We start from the raw sequence: 20,806 nt of genomic DNA, 5'->3' as shown, positions 1-20,806 counted from the left end.
GCTCCCGATCCATCGCCTGGTGTTTCTGCATCGTCTCCTCGATGGAAAAGCCATGGCGGTCATCGCCCACCGCGGTTCCCATCAAGGCCATCGAAACTGCGAGCGTAGCCGCCCCGGTAGACCAACGAGTTGAATTCATCATGGCTGTTCTCTCCTTGAAAACGGTGCGCCCTATTACCCTGGAAACAGGTTACGGAAAAAAACAACCGAACCAAAAACCATTTATGGCACAAAAATAAAGCAAAACACGCACCATCGGGGTGCGTAACGCGCCGCGGTAGTGCGCAGAAGAAGATGGATGCACCAGAGCAATGCACGATGGGAAATAACCAGCGGACGTGGCACAGTGGAGCAGCACGAATACAAGGTTCAAAAGCGACATGGATGACGCGGTGTTCGGCCTGACGCCGAAGAAAATGCTGAAAGGGACGTTTCGACCCAACGATCGCGCGCAAGCATGCAACGTGAGCGATCTTGTTTCCGAAGCTGAGCTGGAAGATGCGCACCGAAAGGGTGGCGAAGTCGGAATGCTCGAACTGATCGAGGAGCGGGGGCGGAAGTGCGCCCCCCGAGAGGAGTGCAAATCCGGGGCTAACCCAGACCGCAACTGACACTGAAAACTTGAACACCAGGGAGGGTGTATGCCGATCCAGAACCGAACCATTACTGCCCGCGCCATCCAGTGCGCACGCAACGGGCAGCCTGCCGTGCTCTTGCGCGTCGAGCGCATGAGTCTGGAAGGAGGCGGTCTTCGCGCCCGGGTGATCTGGGCGGACAGCCTGACACCCGCACCGGGCGGCGCGGTTGAGCTGAAAGCGTCAGAGGCTGAGGCGCTACCGGAGAATCCGGATCACCAGGCGACCGAGCTGCTCAGGCGCCTGGGGTGGGAGCCATCGGGGAAGATGCCAGGGCCGCAAAGCTGGACCGACGCCCACGACCCCATGGGATTTTGAATCGCAGCCCCGGCCAGCGGCCGGGGTTAGGAACCTTGGTCGTCTTCCGGCCCGCGGTCCGGTTTTTCCAGCAACCGCGGCCCCTGCTCCCGCAGGGATTCGAGACCGGTTTGCAGGCTCAGGCCGTGGATGTAGCCCTCCACCTCGGTCTTCGCGGATTCCTTGGCGGACTCCATGGCCTCGACGAACTGACTGTGGACATGCGCCACGTTCGACGGCGCATTCTCGAGCCGGATTTTCATCGAACGAACAGCGGCCTTCAGCTTGCCCTTGGGAACCGATCCGGGTGCCGAGGCCAGCGCCTCCAGCTCTTCCAGGGCTTCCCTCGTCTCCCGAAGCGCCTTCTCGGTACCCTCCTTCAGTTCCTTCTTGTGCAGACTATCCGGATGCTCGTCATCGGCGATACCGGGAACCAGTTTTGCCGGGTTATCCGTATCCGGAACCCGTCGCAGCGTGACCGGAGTGCCAGACCCGAGGCCAACGCTCGCCACGACCTTGGCCCACTGGGTTTCGGACATCTCGATCTCGATCAGTTCGCGATGCTCGGGGTAGATGAAGTCGCTCGAAAGCTGGCGGTCCAGATGGGCCCGGCTGATCGATAAGGCAATGGTCTGCTGATGGTTCAGCGAAGACCCGAACAGTCGAGATTGGCCCTGGCGCCGGGAGACCGTAACGGCCCCGTAGGCGGGATGATCGTATCGGGTGCACTCGCGGCTGGTGCCCTCGTCCTTAAAAGTGACACGCGGCGATTCGGTTTTTTGACTCATAGTGCTCTCCTGTGGGCGGCTTCGGGCCGCGTCCGGTTGAGTTCAGGGAGAATGTACCAGCGTGACCTTCCCCGTCGACTTTTAGAGATACGCGCTTTCGATCACGCCGCGGCCAGTTGTCGCGGGCGCAGCGCATCCGACTCGCGATGCCAAAGCGCCGGGTTGAACCAGGCGTCATCGGGGCAGAACCGGGCGGCGCCGGCGGCCTGCATGTACTCGAGCATCAGGTCCGTCGCAATCCACTCCCGCCCCAGTCGCTCTGCAACCGCGGCCACGGTTCCGCCTCCGGAAAACGGATCGACCACCAGTTCATCGGCTTGGGTCAGGAACTCGACGAAGAACTCGACCAGCCGTTCGGGGAACATCGCGCCGTGCGGTGGAAGCCCGTGGGCCTTGGCATAGCGTTGCACCTGATTCCGGCCCGCGCAGGTATGCCCGGCCTCGAACACATTACCGGGGATTCGGCCTGGTGTTGCGTTCACATAGCTGCTGCCCGGTCGCACCGCATGGGCCCCGTCGCTTGAGGCCCGCGCCCGGCGTTCACCGCCCTCCGCCAGCATCTGCGCATGACGCTCCGTATGGGGCTGAAGGACGCGCCGGTTATCCGATTCGCACCGCTGAGGGTCGTTGGTGAACCAATACAGGGGCTCCCAGGCGACGGTAAGCTGCTGGCGGGTCTTGCAGGCCCATTGCGTCGGGCCTGGGGCCTTCTGGCGGTTGTGCCAGATGATCTCGTCCATCTTGAACAGCCCCAGCCGCTCCGCCAGCGCCAGTACCAGCTTTTCGCGGTACAGCGAACGGGCCGGCGAGCCACGCTCGAAGATATCGTTGGAGATGTTCAGGACGAGGCTGCCCCCGGTCTTCAGCGAGGCCACGATCGGCTCCAGCGCCTCGCAGATGAAGTCGATGTACTCGTCCCCGGACTTGTTGCCATAGGCCCGTGGGGAGGCCAGCGGATACGGCGGCGAGGTGATGCACAGGGCAATCGGGGCATCCACCTGGCGGAAAACCGCGCGGCAGTCGCCCAGGATTGCAACGCCCAGACGGGTCGAAAAGGCCACAAGCCCTGTGCCCGGTGCCTGCCACTCTTGCAGGCGGAATCGGCCCTTGCCGGTCAGGCGCCAGATCCCGCGTTCATCCGGAACACGCTCCAGCAGACCATCCTTCTTCAAGGACTGCTGGACCCAGCGCACGTTGCGATGGAACAGGTTGTACCGCACCCCATCCGCTCCCACCGGGGCAACATGCGCGCCGGGGTCTATCCCAAGGCGATCGGCCACCGCCTCATAGATCTCGGTGTTGCTTGCACCGGACTGATCCATGTACGCCTGCGCGGTGGCTGCGAACAGGTCCAGTTGCGATGGGGTATGCGGACCCCGGGTGCCGGGGCTTGAGACGGACTGGGCCATCCTGGGTCTCCTTCCTTGGATTCTGATTAGAGGACGTAGCGCTGGGCGTCGCGCGAATCCAGCCATTCCGGCCAGGCCGCGACGAACGGACGCAGGTCCTCCAGCGTGAGACGGCGCTGGAAGCGCTGGTCCCGATAGCTTTCGGCGGGCCAGGAATCGTCTTCGTACATCTCATCCTGCGGCGCGAGCCAGCGCAGAAGCTGTTCTGCCGTCTGGAACCGCATACCGGAGCGATACCCCAGGGAACGATCCAGTTGAACGCCCTGCATCCGTCCGCGTATCTGCGGCGGGATCTGGCGCAACAGGTCGATCAGGGGCGAGTGAACCCGGCGCCGACGCGGCACCACCCCTGTGGTGTGAAAACGCATGTACGCCTGCGGGTCGGTGGCAATGCGATGAAGGTCGCGGCTGCCCATAAGTCTATCCCTTCCCGGCTTCGGGCCGGGTGTCCGCAGCCCGATATACCGGGCCGTTGGGTGTTTAGGGATAGGCTACCGAATGCCGCCGATGTGTCGAGTTTTGGCCTTCTGCTCGACCCAGTCGAAGGCCGCAGGTGCAGAACAACCACGACCCCGCAAGGTCGTGCTTCCCACAATACTGACGCAGATTCAAATATGCCCGCGGATCTTAGTTCCAACCCCACCCCCGCAGGGATGTGCTTTCCACTCCGATCAATCACCCGGGATCGCCTATATCGCCGAGTTCCAACCACGCCCCCCGGAGGAACGTGCTTTCCACTGACACCTCGCGGATCTAGCCCGTCAAGGCTGGTGCTGCTCCAACCACGCCCCCGGAGGAACGTGCTTTCCACCACCCTGGCTTGAGCGATCGCATGCGCAAACCTCGACGCTCCAACCACGCCCCCGGAGGAACGTGCTTTCCACCAATCACACGGTATGGTGATGTATGAATGACGACCAGCTCCAACCACGCCCCCGGAGGAACGTGCTTTCCACAGACCCTCTCGTGGGCCCGCCCCGACAAGGCCTGAAGGCCCGTTTTGCGAGCGCTTCGGTCTCAGTGGCCCCGGTGTTCCATCGATTGGCCCTCCATGCCTCGGAAACCCGCACGGCAACGCCCGCGAGCGCTCCCCGGGTTTGAGGCCACCACCGGAGCGCTCGCAAGGCAACGGCGGACCGCCAGATTCGGCTAAAGAACCGCCCCGCCAGCCGTCTTCACGGCCTCCTCGACCGCCTCCCGGTTCTTTTCGGACACCGCCACCTGAAGGATAACACGGGTTTCGCCCTGATCCCGCTTCCGCCACATCCGAGCGTACTCGGGAAGCGAAGCGATCACAGGGGCTATAACCTCCCCTTCCGTATCCCGGCGAACCTCGCCGCACTGAATCTCCACGGCGACGTTCGCATCAAGCGCCTCCAGATCATCCAGATTCAGGGGCTCGCCCCCGTCGAGAAGGATGATCTCATCATCGTGCCAGACACCGTCCGGCCAGTATTCCGGGTCCGAATAGAACGCCCTGAACTCCGCGCCGCTCATGGTCACTTTCGCGCTCATGCGCTCACCTCGTTGTCCGTTACTTGGTCCACCCATGCGGCCTCATCGAGGATTCGGACCTGTTCGCGCCCGGCCTTCTCGTTGATGCCTTCGGCCTTCTTGCGCTTCGATCCGGCCTTCTCGCCGCACACGAGGATGGTGGTCTTGCTGTTGACCGAAGACTGGACGGTGGCCCCGAGACGGCGTGCCTGCTCTTCCAGTTCGCCGCGCGTGCCGCTGGTCAGGGTGCCGGTGAACACGACCGCCTCGCCCGCCAGCGGGCCATCATCCGCCGCGGAGCCCTCCCCGGCCAGCGGCGTGCGCTCCAGATTGAAGCCCAGACGGATCATCGCCTCGATGCCCTCGCGCTGCTCCTGCAACTGTTCGGCGATCGCGCGGGAGGTGATCGGACCAAAACCCTCGACGGCGGCAATGTCCTCGGCGGTGAGCCCCGTCACCTGCTCCAGCGGGTAGACCGCCAGCAGCTTGCGCGAGTCGCCGCGCCCGAGGTGACGAAGGCCCAGTGCGGCCAGGAACCGCCAGTCCGGCACAACCTCTCGGAGGCATCGCGCCAGTTCCCGCACGAGATTGGAAGCCTGACCGGGGCCGAACCCCATGCCCACAAAGGCCACAGCGTTCAGATCGAACAATCCGCGCAGATCCGTGTGGCCGTGATCCACCAGCACTTCGACGGTCTTCGGCCCGAACAGATCGGCATTGCCCATAATGTGGAAGAAGTGCCGCAGGCGCGCCTCGGCCTGCGCCGGGCAGCCCACGGTATTCGGGCACACCGCGTACTCGCCATCGACCTCGGCCTCATGCCCGCAGGACGGGCAATGGGTCACGGTCATCGGCTCGTCCGCCGGCTCCAGCACCCGCTCCAGCTTCGGGATCACGTCGCCCGAGCGGATGATCTCGATCTCGGCCCCGACCCCAAGGCCCTGCTGGGCCAGATTGGCGGCAGTGTGGGCGGTCACGTTCGAGATCCGCGCCCCGGTCAGGAGAACGGGTTCGATTTCAAGGACCGGGGTAATGCGCCCGGTGCGCCCGGTCTGGAGGCGAATGTCGCGCACGCGGGTTTGGGCGACCTCGCCCTTGGTCTTGAGCGCGACCTGCCAGCGATGATGGTGGGACGTGGAGCCCATGTAGGCCTTCACCGACTCATCCGTGACCTCCAGCACGACCCCATCCGTGCGGTACGGAACGGCCTGACGCAGCGCCTCCATGCGTGCCTGCCAGCTCGCCATCACCACGGCCGCCGACGCCTGCCACGCGGGAAGCTGGCGATAGGGGAAGAAGAGGACGGCCTGCGCCTCCACCGCCTTCTGGTGATGCGGTTTCACCGTATCGGCCCCGACAAACCCCGCGACGAAATTGCGCGGGTGAGGCATGTCGTAAACCGCCTCGATCTCGTCCTGAAAGAACACCTCCTCCAGCACCAGCTCGCCCGGTCCCGGTTCCATCGATCCGTCCGGCGTGCGCAGACCGCGCTCAAAGGCGTGGGTGATGTCGGTTCCGGCAAAACCGTTGCCGCGCGTGACCAGACGGCCATCCGGGCGCTGCATTCCGGCAATGCCATCCAGCTTCGGGGTCATACGGAACGTCAGGGTTTCCGAGCGGATGCCCAGCGCCTCGGCGGCGGCCTCGACCCGACCAAGGAAGCGGCGAAGCTCGTCCTCGGTGTAGGCCTTGTCGGTCGAGAGCATCGGGCTGTCGTGCTTGACGGTATCGCCCTCGAAGGCATCCCCTTCCGGCTCCACCGCCTTGAGGAACGGATGCTCCGGGTCTTTCTCCGACAGGGTGGCGATGAACAGGTGGTCGTAGACCGCATCCGGCACCAGGGGTTGTCCGGCGCGGTAGGCGGCGTTCAGCCGCTCACAGGCGCTCGCCAGCTCATCCACAGTGCAGTCGCGGGGGTGTTTGAAGCCTGCGGGAAGCTCCACAGTGTCATCCATGACGGTGCTCTCCAATGCCAGTTCGTGATTCATGGTCGATCTCCGCCGGCTTCGGGCCGGTTCCGATGAATGGATGACCAGTCTATCGGGGTGCGCCCGCTTGTCGATTTCTGCCGATCTCGCGGGGTCCGTCCGACACCCGGTACGACTCCAGCAGCAAGCGAACGGGGGTATAGAGCGGCTCGATGACGGCGCGCGGGTCCAGTACCCACAAGTGCCGATCCGTATCCTGTTCTGAACGGACCATCCGCCCGATCCCCTGGGCGGTCTGCCAGTAGGTCTCGGCCGCCTTGGACTCGAAGTTCGCCCGCCCCCGATTGCGCGCCGCTTGGGAAATGGAGCGGTTGAGCCCCACCGGCAAACGGGCGATGACCAGATCCGACACCTGACTCAAACCCTCCGACGTCAGGTTGATCCCGGTCCATGCGGCACCGGTGGCGAGCCACACCGGACGCTCCCCGTTTCGACTCGACGCGACGAAGGCCTCACGCAGGGAGGACAGCCGCGCACCGGGGCGCTGGACGATCAGCCGCTCGCCCAGCGTATCGGCCAGACGTTCGGACAGGCCCTCGATGTCCCGGTAGGCCGTCAGCAGGACCAATGTCCCCTGCTCCGCCCCCTCCGTGATCCGCGCCAGATCCCGTGCCGTAGCGTCCAGCCATTGCCGAACCAGTCCGGCGTAGATTGCCGGGTCCGTTTCCGACGTGCTGGGCGGTCGACGCTCGGGGTTGTCCTCGATATGGGCGATCACATTGCCCCGAACCCAGTCCGGGCGTACGGGCTTGAGGGTGCGCAGGCGCTCACGCGGTAGCGCCAAAACCTGAGTGAGGTGACGCGCCGAATACCAGCCCTGCGTATCGGATACGTCGGCTCGCCGCGAATCCCGTGTCGGGACATAGAGCGTGGCCGACATGAGCACCGCCGCGTCGATCTGCGACCACATGCGCTCGAACAGGCGCCGCAGTCCCTGACCACCCACCGCCAGCGACAGGTAGCCGCGCACCGGCGAGGAGGACAGTTGCAGCAGGGCGCGTTCGCGCTGGGACGCCCGGAGAATCGAGCGGGTCCGCTTCAGCAACGCGAGAAGACCGGGATCGGCCGTGTGCTGGCGGGCCCTTTCCGCGCGCCCGATGAGGGCGTCAACAGCCTGGTGCAGCCGACCCGCCTGGACCTGAACGGCCGCATAGCGATCATCGCCCGGAAACAGCAGGATTTCCCCGCCCCGCTCGGGAAACCGGTTGTGCAGATCCTTCAGGACCTCTTCGACCGCCTCGATGTCCCGCTTGGCCGTTTTGAGCAGCGCCGCGGGGAGCGAGCGCAAAAGGCGCGGAAGCTGGTCCAGTGAAGCCGTCGGGGACAGGACAGCGTTGGCGTTTTCCTCGAACTGGTGGGCCTCGTCGAGCACCAGGACCTCGTGAGGCGGCAACAGGTAGCGTTCGAGGCCGATCATTCGAGCGTGGAGCGCGTACATCGCGTGCGTACAGAACACGATCGGCGCATCCCCCTCCAGATCCCGTGCCGTCATTGACGCCCGAATCCCCGGATCGGTTTCACCTTCTGCGTCGTCGCCGATCTCATCCGCCGACAGCTCCAGCTCCTCCACCCCGTACCCATCCGGCAGCAGCGTGACGAGATCATCGGTCAGGTGGGAAACAGGGTGGCCTTCAACCGACGCGAAAGCGGCCGTCGAGTCGGTTCGCCCTGCCGGGGCACCCGCATTCAGCCATTGCAGCAGGGCCGAACCCGAGGCCTGGATCTCCGGGTCGGAACCCGACTGCATCAAGGAAGCGAGCTGGCGGGCGCGGCCCGCATGGAAGAACTGGGCCGCGCCGAGAAAGAACTGCATGGGGCGATTCAGCCCTGGGCAGGATTCAAACTCCCGCGCCAGCGCCGCCAGTACGCCCAGCGTGGGCCCACACACCACCACCCGCTCGCGCCCGGCGGCCAGGGCATCCTCCACCGCTTGCGCGACTGCGCGGCCCTTGCCGGTACCGGTGGCCGCCTCCGCCAGAAGAATCTTGTTGTCTGCCAAGCCTTCGGTCAGCGGGGAATAGAAAAGCCCCTGCTCCGGGCGCATCCAGTCCGGGCCCTCCGACCCCCGATCCACGGCCTCTGTTCGCTTCGAACGCGGTTCCGCACCGGGCGCATTCAGATGGCCGTGCAGAAGTTCACTCAGGACCTCGGACCACGGCTCATCCCCCTGGCGCAGACCGGACAGCACGGCGAGATCCCGCGCCCCGAGATTGATGGAAATCGATTCAAGGCCCGCGGCCGGCAACCGCCGGCGCCGGCCCGTATGCGCCGCTGCGTGAAGGCGCTCCCGAAAGAAGCGGCTCTGCCCGGTGGCGGGGATGTCGGTGAGGCGTTCGGGGCTGTACTTGAGGCGAATCTGCATCCTTGCATCCTTCATAAACTAAACCATGTTTACTTTACAGCATACAGACTCTGGACTACGGTAGGAAACGCTGACAACAAGGAGGTTCCAATGTACTTCGCACACACCGTGCTCTGGCCGGGCAAACCGCCCGCTGCCTATCGCCGGATCCTCGCCTCACTCGTACCCGATGAAGGCGAATTTCAGATCCCGCAGGCGATCTTCCACTACGGACCCGATGGAAAGCCGCTTCAGGGGCTCTCGCCATTTCGGTTTTCGTCAAAACCCGGCGACGGCGACCAGACCCAACTGGTGCTCTCGGCTATCGGGCCGCAGGCGGTTGCGATGCTGCGCCGCGAGACCTGGAAGATCACTCACCTGCTCAGTGAATCGAAGGGGCAACCGCTGGCGGATCGCACGCACACGGGCTACTGCGAACTGCGCGTCGCTCCGCGCCCGGTGACCTTCCGGGTGAACCACATGATCGCCGAGCGCCACCAGCGCGAGCGCGGCGCGTCCTCGGACCCCGAGGTGATCCGACGCAAGATCCTGGCGGGGCTGGAGGCGCAATGCGCCTTGCTCGGCCGGCCGCTGCCGGAGGGTATTGAGGAAGCGATCTACGACATCCGCCCCAGCGAAAAGACCTTCGCGACCCCCATTGCGGGGGGCATGGTCGGAGTGGGTCCGAACGAGATCGAGATGGACGCCGCCCTTGAGATCAAGGGCCCGTGGCATGTGGGATCCCTCGCCGCCCGCGGCTTCGGGCGCATCCTGCAACCGCGCCGGGCACAGGACCGGAAGGTGGCGGCATGAGGGCGGTACCCAGCCCCTCGCGGATGCTCGCCGAGGCGACCGGGCTCGAACCGATCGGGGCGCCCGCGTCCGAGGCCTGTACCTGCCGTCTGTGTGGTGGGCCTGTGGCCGCCGGAGAACCCCGCTTCGAGCAGAAGTTCGGCGCGACATTCAACGATGGCCCCGCGACCCTGGACCGGGTCGGAAACTGGATCTGTGGCTGGTGTGGCCCCTTTATCGAAGCCGCCCAGATGACGCAGATGCAGGGGGTATTGGTACACCAACCGGAGGGCGAACCCGGCGAGGCCTGGCGGGTGACGCGCAAGGCGCACATCCGCTGGGCGTTCGAGCAGAACTTTGAGGGGCCGCTGGTGATCGCGCTCGCGACCCGTAAACGGGAGCACCTGATCTGGCAAGCGCCGGTCAGTCTGTCACCGGATGTCCTGCAACTGCGTGTTGGTCGCGACACCCTCCTGGTCCGGCGCCCGGTACTGGATCGCTACCGCGAGGCGGCTACCGAGGAGCGCCTGGAGTCACTGTTTCCGAAAACGGCCGCGGACAAGCGGCTCTACCGACTGGGGCAGCAGCTCGAACAGGCCTCGATGGGCGGATTCGATGGCCCGCGCGCGTGGTACGCCGATCTTCCCGAGGACCTGGTGCGCGCCTATGAGGCACTGGGACCCGGCGAGCTGTGGTTCGCCCAATACGTCCTGACCCAGGCACCGGACGAGCCACCCCGGTTCAAGTTCGATCGCCTGAACCCACCGAAAGACTGAAAACCACTGAAGAAGGAACTTGAGATGATTCAACTCGAAGGAACGCTGTACACCACCAGCCCGCTGCACATCACCGATGCCAGCCAGGATCGGCGTATCGAGAGCGGGAATTCCACGATGCCGGTCACCGGCACGCAAACACTGACGGTCGTGAGCCGTGACCCGGATTCCGGGGAGACCCATACCCGCCGGGTCCCGGTCATCCCGAGCAACTCGATCCGGGGGCGCATCCGCCGCGCCGCCGCCGATATCCTGATGGAAGCGCTGAAGGCCAAGGGCGAGAAGCTGACCCTGCCGGCCTACCACACGGTCTGCGCCGGGACCGCGGACGGTCGCCCGGACAAGGGTAGTTCGGTCAGCCTGAGCGCGCTGCACCAGCGCCGCGAACACCCGTTCATCGGCTTGTTCGGCGGCGGCCCCGAAATGGTCGAGTCCCGCTTTCTCACCGATACCGCTTGGGCCCTGGTGCCCGAAACGGTCGCAAGCATCGATGTGCCGGCGGCCTGCGAGGATGCCGTGGTGGATCCGATGGGACGGGAAAAGCGCCTGCCGCTGACGCAGGTGATCTACTTCCGCCGTATGGACGACATCCTCCAGTTCTCCGACCCGAAGGCCGCCGAACGGATCGAGGACTACGAGACGGCCGCTCAGGAATGGCTCGATAGCCAGCGCACCCGTAGCAACGGCGATGAGGAGCGCGGGGATCGGGTCCAGGGCTGGAACGCCACGGAGATCGTGCTGGCGGGGATGCCATTCTCGTTCCGGATCGGGACCACCACCAGCAGCAGCGAAGCGCAGGATGGGCTTTTGCTGGCGGCGCTGGAGCGCTTCGTCGAGCGCTTCCCGAACCTGGGCGGATGGAAGGTGAAGGGCTTCGGTCGCTACGACCTGTCCTCGATCCGCATGTCCTGTGACGGTGAGGACGCGGGCCTGGTGTTCACCCGCGACGGTGGGCAGCTCCGACTCAACCGCGACAACCCGGCCGTGGCCGGGCGTCTGGACGCCTGGGCGTCCTACGCGAACTCGGACGCGCTGACGGCGGCGGAGATCCAGGAATGGGCGAAGGCCGCGTGATGGCGGCGAAAACGATGGAACCTCTGCGGATTACCGGGCGGATGCACGGGCTGATGGTTGAGCCCGAGCGACCGATCGCCCTCGATGGGATTCTGGCTTGGGCGATGGTCGAGCGCGCCCGCATGGAGGGGGCGGAGGATCCGCTGGCGGCGCAGGAGTCATTGCCGCTGGCGTTCGACAAGGACCGGGGCGTGTGGAAGGCCAGTTGGGTCTTCCGGCGCTACGAAAGCCCACTCCAGACCCGACAGCAGACGAAGAAAACCGACGTACCGGCCCTGCTCGACGGGCGTAACGCCGAGCACTGGGAAGGTCGCGTAGACTCGATCGCCACGGGTACCGGCATGTACAAGGGGGCCGTCCTGGACTGCACCTATCGGCAGATCAGCGAGGTTTCGGCCTGGTGCATCGGAGACCGGGAGCGCATCGAGGAGCTGCTGGGGATGGTGCATGGCCTGGGATCTCGGCGCCGACAGGGCTTCGGGCGGATCTCGGGGTGGACCGTGGAGCCCGATCCAGAGGCCGAGAACCAGTGGGGCCAGCGGGCCTTGCCGGACAACCCCGGCGGGTTCCTGCGTTCGACCGGGGCCCTGTCTCCGCCCTACTGGCGACAGGATCGGGTTCAACTCATCTGGACTCCGATCACGGATCAGCTCTGAAGCAGGCCAGTGCACCGATGCCTTGCGAGCGCTCCGGTGGTGGCCTCAAACCCGGGGAGCGCTCGCGGGCGTTGCCGTGCGGGTTTCCGGAGCATCGAGGGTCAATCGATGGGGTTCTTGATTCATCCGAACCGGAGCGCTCGCAAAACGGGCATTCAGGCCTTGCGGGAGCGGGCTTGTGGAGCGGTCTGTGGAAAGTATGCTCCTGCTGGGGCGTGGTTGGAACGGAAGCGTCACATTGGGGCTTGTTACCTGGGGTAACGTGGAAAGTACGCTCCTGCTGGGGCGTGGTTGGAACCCTCCTTGTTGGTCGGGTGGTGTTTTCATCGTCGTAAAGTGAAAAGCACGTCCCTGCGGGGGCGTGGTTGGAACATCGCGGACATCGTGCATCTGCATCAGCAGCCGGTCGGTGGAAAGTACGCTCCTGCTGGGGCGTGGTTGGAATGATGCGCGGAGCACAGCAGGCCGATGGAAACGGCCGTGTGGAAAGTACGCCCCTGCTGGGGCGTGGTTGGAACTGCGTCTCAGAGGCGAGGTTGGGGACAACGTTGAGGTGTGGAAAGTACGCTCCTGCGGGGGCGTGGTTGGAACTTCGGTTGGTGTGAAGCCAATGCCATCGACTGGCGCATGGAAAGTACGCCCCTGCGGGGGCGTGGTTGGAACTAGCATGTTTGGGGCGCCGATCGAAGATCAGGAATACGTGGAAAGTACGCCCCTGCGGGGTCGTGGCTAGAGAACCGAAGAAGGCGTTGGGGCTTTCGATGCTTCGTAGTGGAAAGCGCCACCCGCGGGGTGGCGGCTACAACATGCACGACCTGGGCCCGATGGAACAGGCAAGACCATGGAAATCACCGGCTCTCAGGAGTTGGTGTCTGTTAGGAGTTGGTGTCTGTGACGCAGCGGGCTGAACGAGGTCGTGAAAGACAGTTAGGATGAGAGAACCTGTGATGCCGACCAAGAACACCTGGATCGGTGGTTGGATGTCGGCAAGGTGACCACGCACTCCGTGGCTCCGAAGGATGTTAATCACGCTCACGAGGGCATGGTTGCAGCGAACACGGGACCGCCATCATTATCAGTGGTCACCGTCCGAACATTGGAATTCACGCCTGAACGCAGGCGTGGCAAGGATGCCGAAAAGCGAAGAAGGGAGGTGGTGATGTCCAGCGAGGAAACGCAAGAGAAGCAACGGACCGAAAACGAATCGAAGGGCGACCCGGCTGCTTCCCTGCTGGCAAAGCAGATGCAGAGGATTGGGCGGGAAGATGAAGACCCCGACCTGGAAGCGGCTGGCCGGAAGCTCGAATCGATGTCTCGAGAGCGGCCACCAGCGCCCGGTCCTATTCCGACTCGGACGCCTCCTGGAGCGCCTCCATGACGATCTCCCGGCTGCCGGATACCCCGGCCCCGGCGTCACCGACCGGTTCGACTTCCCGCCAGGTCAGCCCCATCTCGTCCGCGAAGCCCGAAGGCGTGAAGAAGTCCTCGTCGTAGCCCCAGTGGATCCGATCGGCGTGATGCACCACCAGCCGCTCCCGTGCCCGAGTCGCGGCGACGTAGGACAGGCGCCGTTCTTCCTCGATGTTCTGTGCCGCTTCGTCCTCGTCTTCGTCGAACATGGAGGGCTTGTCGCTGCTGCGCCGCATCGGCATCAGCCCATCCGACATCCCGGCGATATGCACCGTGTGGTACTCGAGGCCCTTCACGCGGAAGACCGTAGCCACCGTCACCGCATCCTGCTCGGCTTCCTCGTCCGGCGCGGCCAAGGCCATCTCCTGCACGATCTCCCACTGCTCGGCCCGGCTGTATTCGGCGTCCACCTTGCCCTGATCGCTCGTACCGAACCGGCCCTGGATGGCTTCCTCGATCGACATGATCGTGGTCAGGCGGCGTTCGTACATCGTCTTCGGCTTGTCGGCCGTCTTCGACAGCTCCTTGAGCGTGTCCTGAAAACCGCCCATCTCCGGATCCAGCGCCCACTCGGCCAGATACAGCGGCGGCCACTCGGCCAGCCCGTCGATCATCTGGGCCAGACGCTCGGCCGCGGCAAAAGCCGGCTTGCTCAGTTTGACGTGGTGGCGAGCCTCGAGGATCGGGATGTCATGGATCACCGAGTACCCGATCAGGTCGTTCAGCGAACGCTCCCCGAGACCCTTCACGAGCTGCGCGAGCTTGGTCACCGCCATCGAGTCCTGCGGGTTCTGCACCAGCCGCACCGCGCCCATCAGAAGCTGCGCCTCCGGGGTCTGGAAGACATCGATCCCCTGGGCGATGTGATACGGGATGCCGCGCGCGATCAGGGCCGGTTCCAGTACCCGCGCGATCTTGTTCACGCGGTACAGGATCGCGATGCGCTTGGGGGAGATTCCGGCATCGATGGCCTCGCGGATGTCCTGCGAGATCGCATTTGCCATCGCAACGCCGTCCGGGTGCTGCTGCCCGTCCGGGGCCTCACCATCCGCGCGGCCTTCGGCGTAGGGGCTTTTCTCGATCCGGGTCTGGTTGCAGGCAATGTGCTGCGCCGCGGCCGAGACGATGCTGGGCGTGGAGCGGTAGTTGCGCTCCAGCCGGACGACCGCGGCCTGTGTCTCGTCACGGAAGGTACGCAGGTTGCTCGGAGCGGCCCCACGCCACTCGTAGATGCACTGGTCGTCATCCCCGACCATCATCACGTTATTGTGCGAAGAGAACAGGCGCAGCATCGCGTACTGGATGCGGTTGGTGTCCTGGGCCTCGTCCACGGCGATGTGCGTGAAGCGCTCTTCCAGCTTGGCCGCCCACTCCGGGTGAGCCGCAAGACCCGCCGCCGGGAGCGCGACCAGATCCCCGAAGTCCACGGTGTTCGCGGTGCGCTTGTTCTCTTCGTACCGGCGCAGGATGTCGTTGAGCCGCGCCCAGTGGGTGCGCCGGATGCCCTGCATGGTCAGCAGGTCCATGATCCGCTGGCGACGCCCGGGGTTCTCGTCCCCTGTGCGGGCGTACTGATCCCCAAGGATGATGCCCTCGTTCGACAGTACATCGTGGACCGTCATCAGCTTCTTGACCGGCACGTCCTCGCGGAACGCATCGTCCGCCAGCTCCTTGTGCAGCCGCCGGATCTCCTTTTTCTGGTCGTTGGCGTCCATCAGGCTTACGCCCGACTTGCGCTGGCAGCGCGAGGGATTCGACTGGAGCAGCTTCCAGCCGAAGGAGTGGAAGTTCTCGATGGTCGGCAGGGCCTTGCGGTCCTGGGTGTCCAGCCGGTCCCGCAGGCGGGCGTACATCTCCCGCGCCGCCTTACGCGAGAAGGTCAGCATCAGGAGGTTTTCGGGGTGGTGGCCGCTTTCCAGCATGCGCGCGGTGCGCTCGGTCAGGGTCGCGGTCTTGCCCGCCCCCGCCCCCGCCAGAATCAGTGCTGGCCCCTCCACGATCTGCGCGGCGGTCTCCTGCTGGGGGTCGAGTACGACATCATCCATGATCGATGGCCTCCCGGTCCTTCGGGTCGTGTTGAACGACGGACAGGATACGCGCCTGCCCGCCGTCGTGCCGAAACCCGGGCACTACCGGATGCCCAGGAAGGACATCAACGGGTGCTGGTCCACCGCACGCATGGCCTCGTACCCCGGGCCGTCCGGTTCATCGCCGTAGGACATCTCACCGGCCGCCACGATGACGGTGTTGCCATCAAGCGGACGCACCATGGAATCCGGGGCCATCCGGGCGCTGCGCCAAAGATCGGCCACCCGATCCAGCTCGTCACGGATGTTCTGGTCGGTCGGCTCGGACGCCTGCCGGAACAGATCCGGGATCAGGCCCCCGAAAGAACCCTCACACTCGGAGGCATCTTCCACCAGGTTGTGCCACTCGTCGGGGAAGTCATCCTCCGTCAGCTCCGACTCCGGGTTCTGCTCGAACTCCAGCACATTGGTCCGAATGCTATCGACCAACTCACGCATAGCCTCCATTTCGTAGGTATCGAAGGAGGCCGCCTCGCGCGGGTGTTCCGGGCCGACGAGGATGTATCCGATCATGTTTGCGCTCATAGAGTGCTCCTTCCGGCTTCGGGCCGGTTCCGTTGATTGAGGGTACAGCGTAGCGGATCGGGCGGATCTGTCGATTTTCGGGGCGAGATCATCCCCGCCGGGCGACCCATCCATCCAGTGGCTCGGCATCGGACGACTCCAGTGCGTCCAAGGCTTTCTGCGCCAGCGCCGGGTCCTCATAGCAGTATCGATGGGTGTATCCGCCCTCCTGAACCCCAAGGCACAGCCCCACCGTGTACAGCAGAGGGACCAGCCCCGCATAGCTGCCATCCGGGAGCGCCCGCACCCGCAGGTACCCGGCCTCCTCCACCAGCCAGCTCTCGAAGGACTCAGGCCGCGGCATGCGAGACCTCCCGCCTAACCTGCTTGAACAGCGGATCTTCCATGGCGGCCCGATAGTCCGCCAGCACGCGCTCCGGTGCGTCGTTCAGGTAGTCACGGACCATGAACTTCAACGCATACTCGAGGCGATCCTGGCGGTAGGTAGCCACCGACTGATGCAGCGCGTGAGATTCCGCCTCGCTGCGAAAATGCGGCCGACTGCGCGAACGCAGGCGCCAAAGCCGATCGCTCTCGGACCGCCAGAACCGCGTGATGCCCCGGCGCGCGGGGATCAGCATGGCGTCTTCCTGGGCGATCGAACCGACCGCTAAGGTATCCGCCGCATCAAGCATGAAGTCCAGAAAGTCCGTGGGCCATTCCAGCACCCCAAACAAGAGGTGGGCCTGAATCGCGGTGGTGCGCAGCTCGCGGCGAAGGCCGCGCGTGGTTTTGGGTTGTGCGATGGGGCGCCCCATGATCTCCACTTCCGGGAACCGCATCCCGAAGGCGAAGACCCCGCACCGACCCATTTCACCCCGGCGGTAGAAGTCGATGACGTGGGCCATCTCGTGCGTGATCGCATACAGGCTGGCGTCAAAGCCAAAGCTGCCCACGAGGCGTCCATCACCGATATAGGTGCTGCGATCGGAGAGGTGAAGGTTTCGGTGCGACAGGGGCGTCGCGCTCAGGTAGTCAGCCAGTTGCGGCAGCGACGGGAAATCGTACGATTTGAGGTCCATGACAGGTCTCCTGATCGGCTTCGGGCCGGTTCCGTATGAGAGTGCCCATCGTAGCGCGATCCGCGCATTCGTCGAGTTTCATGTCCTCAAGCCGAGCGCCGCGCCCTCTCCAGAAAACGGTCCACCCGCGCCATCACCTCCGGCAGCGCCAGGTCGAAGATCGGGATGCCGTAGTCCGTGGCAATCCGCAGCGCCTGCCCGGTACCGCCCTTCCCGGTTCCACCGGGCGTCCAGCACAGCACGAATGCCACCGGGATTCCGCAGCCTTCGCCCATGATCTGCATGGCGTTCCGCGCCATCAGACGCCGCCCCCGCGCCGTGAGGCGCCCGGGTGCCGGGTGGTAGCGGTCCACAGTGTCGAATGCCCATGTCGGAATCGAACTCTCGGCATAGAAGATTTCCTTGCCGCCGCCCGCTGCATCGGCACCCTCCTCGAAGGCGCTGTCCGCTCCCACAGCGCCGCCGGAGCGCAGGATGTAGCCGCGCTCCGCCAGCGCCTGGGCGGCGTCCCGCATCACCGGCAGGACCTCCATCGGGGTCGTGCGGGATCCGATTCCGGCGTAATAGCGCGCACGAGTCATGCCATCCACCGGGTTACGCCGCCACCGTCTGGAAGCTCTGGAGCGAACTACCCACCAGCGCCTCAATCCGCGCCCCTTCCTGGGCGCTCGGATCAAAGTTCCCGAAAAACTCCACGAACTCGCAGGATTCCGCGACCGAAAACACCGAGCTATCCCCCTCGATCATCAGGATGTAACCGCCCCGCTCCGGAACGGCGTGCGCGAAGGCTCGGGCATCCTCCAGCGAGGGAAATAGCTTCACGCTGGTCGTCCGCCCGGGGTTGGTGTCCGAATAGTTCACGAACCACATGGTGTCGGACTGGGTGCTGCTGAGGACTGCGTTGCTCATCGGGCTGCTCCTTCCGGCTTCGGGCCGGGTTCCGTTGATGAGATGCCCAGTCTATCGGGACCGGGTGCCCTGTCGATTTCTTGCGACGGGGAACGCCCGCCAAAAGGGGTGCGAACAACGTCGGGAACTACAGGTCCGGGTCCGGGCGAATCCACACGATCGCATGCAGACCGTTGGTATCTCCGACGCCATCACGGGCCGCTTGGACGACCTCCGACCAGTACGGATCGGGCATGCCGGAATCGGTGCCTTCCCCCGAGAACGAGGGGTCGACCCCCACGAACACGTCGGGGTACCCACCCAGATCCGGGTATTCGCCAGCCGGGAGCCATGTCGCGAGACCCTGTCCGTTTTGACGGGTAACCCATTCAACAAAATCAGGGTGTCGTCCGGGATCAAACCAGTCCACGGCGATCTGGACCATGCGGCCGGATGTTGCGGTGTAAGTCATGTCGATTCTCCTTCCGGCTTCGGGCCGGTTCCGTCTGATTGAGACCCTAGTGTATCGGGCCGCGCGCGACTGTCGATTTCTTGTGGCCCCAATGGCTGGGCCGGGCGACCTTTTGCCCCCCGGCCCAGCCGACAAGAACCTATTCGGGCAAGTCCGCCTTCGCCCGCGCGTCGTCGTAATACTCATCGACTTCGATGGTCTCACCATCCATCAGGACATCGTACTCGAACGAACCGCCCTCAACAGGGATGCGAACCAGGGTGATAGCCCCCGACTCGAGAGTAATCACTTGCGCACCCTCCAGGCTGACCATGTCGCCGCGCTTCTCGTATTGCCCCTTGCGGACGTTCATTCGATTTGCCGGATCCGCCTCGTTCCATCGCTGAACAAAAGCCACTTCAAGAGGCTGCAACGAGGTACCCAGCCCCACGCGCTCCAGGTGATCCAGCGTCTTGATCGAATCGGAATGGCCGATCTCGGCGCGATGAACAAGCCGCTCCACCAACGCATACAGGCTATCCGGCATCGACCCCATTTCGATGGACTCATCCTCGCCGTCGATCTCGAAATGCTGGGGGGCATTCGCGACGAGGACCTCAGCATCAATCGGCGTCCGGCGAGAAACAATCATAAGGGAATCGGCCCCGTGTCGATGCTCATGCCAAACGAACGAAGCATCGAAAAATGGCGCCTCGCCGTTATGTCGAGCGGCCTGGGAAACAGCCTCATCGGAACCGCTCACGAGAGCGGGCAGCTCGGACGTGTCGAAGGCGACCATCGGAGTCTCGTACCCAGCTTGGCGGGCCTGATCCTTGGCCCGCTCGTAGTGCAGGCCATCGGCGTACTCGGTCGCGTCCACCTTGACCGAGGCAACAAACACATCCGCCTCACCGGAGGCGTTATGGCAGGCTACGGCCACGACTTCCTGGTGGCGTTCGATCGGGGAATTTGGGTTCTGCATGTAAAGCTCCTTTCCGGCTCCGGGCCGGGTGTCCGCCGCTCGGGGTGGCGCGAGCGGTTCGTCTTGATTCGGGGTTCACACTAGCGGATCACGATGTCTTGTCGAGTTCTTCGGCCGAAGGGCTTGGCCGAGACAAGCCCCACCCACCCGGGCCGTCGCGGATGAAGCAACCGGGGGTGGCCGGTGCTGGCCCACCCCGGCGAAGGGATCATCCATCGAGCTTCAACCAGGCCTCAAACTCGTACTGGCCGGCCGTCGCTGGGCCCATAATGCTCGAAACCTCCTCGACCTCGATCCCCTTTTCCACCAGCTTTGCACGGGTCGCGGCCTTCAGGGAGACATCGCCATTGGCGGCCTGGTCTACCTGGTTGGGTGCGGCAAATACCGTGAAGGGGACGTACACGAGGCTCTCGCCCGTGGCCGTCGTGCAGTCCACCACGAGCGCACTTTCCGTTGCGAAGCCGGTCGCTTGCGGCAGTTCCTTTAGAACATCCTGGGCACGGTTGCGGTACTGCTGGTGCTTCTCGGCATTACGATTCAGCAGGTCGGACAGGCGATACCACTTGATCATCTCGTCCAACAGGTCTCGCCACGGGATACAGACATCCCCGTTGCTCTCGACCGCCTGAACCAGGCGCCATGCGGCCAGCGTGACCCCATCCTCGTCCTCGGAGGCATTCTCCGGTGGCGTGGGAGGAAGAGCCTGGGCCAGCGGCCCGCATACCTCCTGAATAAGCTGGCCGGACAGCACCTGCTCCACAAATACCGTGAGAGCGTCTTCCAGATTCTTTTCCAAATTGATGGTGGCAGTCTTGTTCATCATTCTCTCCGTCTGGCGTCCAAGGCGGTTTGCCTTGATTCGGGGTTCAGACTAGCGGATCACCAAATAGGCGCGAGAAGCCCCTGGCTTTAGCCATGGGGAGGGATAGCGCCGGTTTTTCGTACGCGGGTTGTGCTAATCGGTATGACTCTGGATAATACGCATCCATGGAGTATCGATCCAACCGCAACGTGGTGTTTGCCTGCCAGTACCATGTCATTTTCTGTCCGAAGTATCGGCGGAAAGTGCTGGTCGGCGAGGTGAGCGATCGGCTGAAGGTCATTGCCCGCGACGTAGCTTCGGAGAACGATGTCGAGATCATCGAGATGGAA

The 20,806-nt window shown here is 64.3% G+C and carries 23 protein-coding genes and 1 CRISPR repeat array; of the genes, 8 read left to right on the top strand and 15 right to left on the bottom strand.

The features are described from left to right. The 3 genes from F627_RS17260 to F627_RS0115040 form a co-directional block, all read left to right on the top strand. On the top strand, window positions 1-239 hold a 239-nt coding region (locus tag F627_RS17260), incomplete at its 5' end, for a hypothetical protein (RefSeq protein ID WP_231370170.1). Window positions 240-380: 141 nt separating this feature from the next. Continuing rightward, window positions 381-611, top strand: coding sequence for a hypothetical protein (locus tag F627_RS0115045; RefSeq protein ID WP_019584548.1), 231 nt, complete (start codon window positions 381-383; stop codon window positions 609-611). Window positions 612-641: 30 nt separating this feature from the next. Next, entirely contained in the window at window positions 642-953 is a 312-nt protein-coding gene (locus F627_RS0115040) for a hypothetical protein (protein ID WP_019584547.1), read from the top strand. Between the two features lie 26 nt (window positions 954-979). Here the strand turns inward: F627_RS0115040 and F627_RS17255 are convergent, their stop codons facing one another. The 6 genes from F627_RS17255 to F627_RS0115010 all read right to left on the bottom strand — a co-directional run bounded on the left by F627_RS17255 (window position 980) and on the right by F627_RS0115010 (window position 8,973). Further along, a complete protein-coding gene (locus tag F627_RS17255; protein ID WP_019584546.1) occupies window positions 980-1,720 on the bottom strand; it encodes a hypothetical protein in 741 nt (246 codons plus the stop codon). 101 nt (window positions 1,721-1,821) lie between these two features. Continuing rightward, window positions 1,822-3,129 (bottom strand): site-specific DNA-methyltransferase, encoded by a 1,308-nt coding sequence (locus tag F627_RS0115030; RefSeq protein WP_019584545.1) that lies wholly within the window; start codon window positions 3,127-3,129, stop codon window positions 1,822-1,824. A gap of 26 nt (window positions 3,130-3,155) precedes the next feature. Beyond that, a complete protein-coding gene (locus F627_RS0115025) occupies window positions 3,156-3,545 on the bottom strand; it encodes a hypothetical protein (RefSeq protein ID WP_019584544.1) in 390 nt (129 codons plus the stop codon). Between the two features lie 153 nt (window positions 3,546-3,698). Then, a CRISPR array of direct repeats spans window positions 3,699-4,085; the repeat unit is 24 nt; unit sequence CCCCCGGAGGAACGTGCTTTCCAC. Between the two features lie 193 nt (window positions 4,086-4,278). Continuing rightward, on the bottom strand, window positions 4,279-4,644 hold the full coding sequence (locus F627_RS0115020; RefSeq protein ID WP_019584543.1) for a hypothetical protein: 366 nt from the start codon (window positions 4,642-4,644) through the stop codon (window positions 4,279-4,281). Then, complete coding sequence (locus tag F627_RS0115015) at window positions 4,641-6,611, bottom strand: BRCT domain-containing protein (protein ID WP_019584542.1); 1,971 nt, start codon at window positions 6,609-6,611, stop codon at window positions 4,641-4,643. The genes F627_RS0115020 and F627_RS0115015 overlap by 4 nt, the downstream gene beginning before the upstream one ends. Before the next feature lie 49 nt (window positions 6,612-6,660). After that, a complete protein-coding gene (locus F627_RS0115010; protein ID WP_019584541.1) occupies window positions 6,661-8,973 on the bottom strand; it encodes a helicase C-terminal domain-containing protein in 2,313 nt (770 codons plus the stop codon). Between the two features lie 90 nt (window positions 8,974-9,063). Between F627_RS0115010 and F627_RS0115005 the strand changes: the two genes are divergently transcribed. From F627_RS0115005 to csf3, 4 genes are read left to right on the top strand one after another with little or no spacing between them, the layout of a single operon-like run. After that, on the top strand, window positions 9,064-9,765 hold the full coding sequence (locus F627_RS0115005; RefSeq protein WP_019584540.1) for a hypothetical protein: 702 nt from the start codon (window positions 9,064-9,066) through the stop codon (window positions 9,763-9,765). Next, window positions 9,762-10,520: a type IV CRISPR-associated protein Csf1 gene (csf1, locus tag F627_RS0115000; RefSeq protein ID WP_231370169.1), complete on the top strand. Its 759-nt coding sequence runs from the start codon at window positions 9,762-9,764 to the stop codon at window positions 10,518-10,520. The genes F627_RS0115005 and csf1 overlap by 4 nt, the downstream gene beginning before the upstream one ends. A 24-nt stretch (window positions 10,521-10,544) precedes the next feature. Next, entirely contained in the window at window positions 10,545-11,594 is a 1,050-nt protein-coding gene (gene csf2, locus F627_RS0114995; protein WP_019584538.1) for a type IV CRISPR-associated protein Csf2, read from the top strand. Next, a complete protein-coding gene (gene csf3 / locus F627_RS0114990) occupies window positions 11,576-12,250 on the top strand; it encodes a type IV CRISPR-associated protein Csf3 (protein ID WP_155987151.1) in 675 nt (224 codons plus the stop codon). The genes csf2 and csf3 overlap by 19 nt, the downstream gene beginning before the upstream one ends. Window positions 12,251-13,590: 1,340 nt before the next feature. Here the strand turns inward: csf3 and F627_RS0114985 are convergent. The 9 genes from F627_RS0114985 to F627_RS0114945 all read right to left on the bottom strand — a co-directional run bounded on the left by F627_RS0114985 (window position 13,591) and on the right by F627_RS0114945 (window position 20,474). Further along, window positions 13,591-15,705 (bottom strand): ATP-dependent helicase, encoded by a 2,115-nt coding sequence (locus F627_RS0114985; RefSeq protein WP_019584536.1) that lies wholly within the window; start codon window positions 15,703-15,705, stop codon window positions 13,591-13,593. A gap of 84 nt (window positions 15,706-15,789) precedes the next feature. Further along, a complete protein-coding gene (locus F627_RS0114980) occupies window positions 15,790-16,272 on the bottom strand; it encodes a hypothetical protein (RefSeq protein WP_019584535.1) in 483 nt (160 codons plus the stop codon). An 88-nt stretch (window positions 16,273-16,360) separates the two neighbouring features. Beyond that, window positions 16,361-16,615, bottom strand: coding sequence for a hypothetical protein (locus tag F627_RS0114975; RefSeq protein ID WP_019584534.1), 255 nt, complete (start codon window positions 16,613-16,615; stop codon window positions 16,361-16,363). Then, complete coding sequence (locus F627_RS0114970; RefSeq protein WP_019584533.1) at window positions 16,602-17,333, bottom strand: hypothetical protein; 732 nt, start codon at window positions 17,331-17,333, stop codon at window positions 16,602-16,604. Before F627_RS0114970 ends, F627_RS0114975 begins: the two co-directional genes overlap by 14 nt. 86 nt (window positions 17,334-17,419) lie before the next feature. Beyond that, on the bottom strand, window positions 17,420-17,914 hold the full coding sequence (locus F627_RS0114965; RefSeq protein WP_019584532.1) for a hypothetical protein: 495 nt from the start codon (window positions 17,912-17,914) through the stop codon (window positions 17,420-17,422). Between the two features lie 13 nt (window positions 17,915-17,927). Further along, a complete protein-coding gene (locus tag F627_RS0114960; RefSeq protein WP_019584531.1) occupies window positions 17,928-18,242 on the bottom strand; it encodes a hypothetical protein in 315 nt (104 codons plus the stop codon). Between the two features lie 127 nt (window positions 18,243-18,369). Further along, window positions 18,370-18,693: a hypothetical protein gene (locus F627_RS0114955; RefSeq protein WP_042835304.1), complete on the bottom strand. Its 324-nt coding sequence runs from the start codon at window positions 18,691-18,693 to the stop codon at window positions 18,370-18,372. 139 nt (window positions 18,694-18,832) lie between these two features. Next, window positions 18,833-19,654, bottom strand: coding sequence for a hypothetical protein (locus tag F627_RS16070; RefSeq protein WP_019584529.1), 822 nt, complete (start codon window positions 19,652-19,654; stop codon window positions 18,833-18,835). Between the two features lie 208 nt (window positions 19,655-19,862). Next, window positions 19,863-20,474, bottom strand: coding sequence for a hypothetical protein (locus tag F627_RS0114945; RefSeq protein WP_019584528.1), 612 nt, complete (start codon window positions 20,472-20,474; stop codon window positions 19,863-19,865). A gap of 167 nt (window positions 20,475-20,641) precedes the next feature. Between F627_RS0114945 and tnpA the strand changes: the two genes are divergently transcribed. Next, the coding region (gene tnpA / locus F627_RS15930; RefSeq protein ID WP_019584527.1) for an IS200/IS605 family transposase at window positions 20,642-20,806 on the top strand (165 nt) is incomplete at its 3' end.

It is taken from the genome of Thioalkalivibrio sp. ALE16, assembly GCF_000381305.1.
GTDB lineage: Bacteria > Pseudomonadota > Gammaproteobacteria > Ectothiorhodospirales > Ectothiorhodospiraceae > Thioalkalivibrio.
This window is presented reverse-complemented; position numbering and strand designations above follow the sequence as displayed.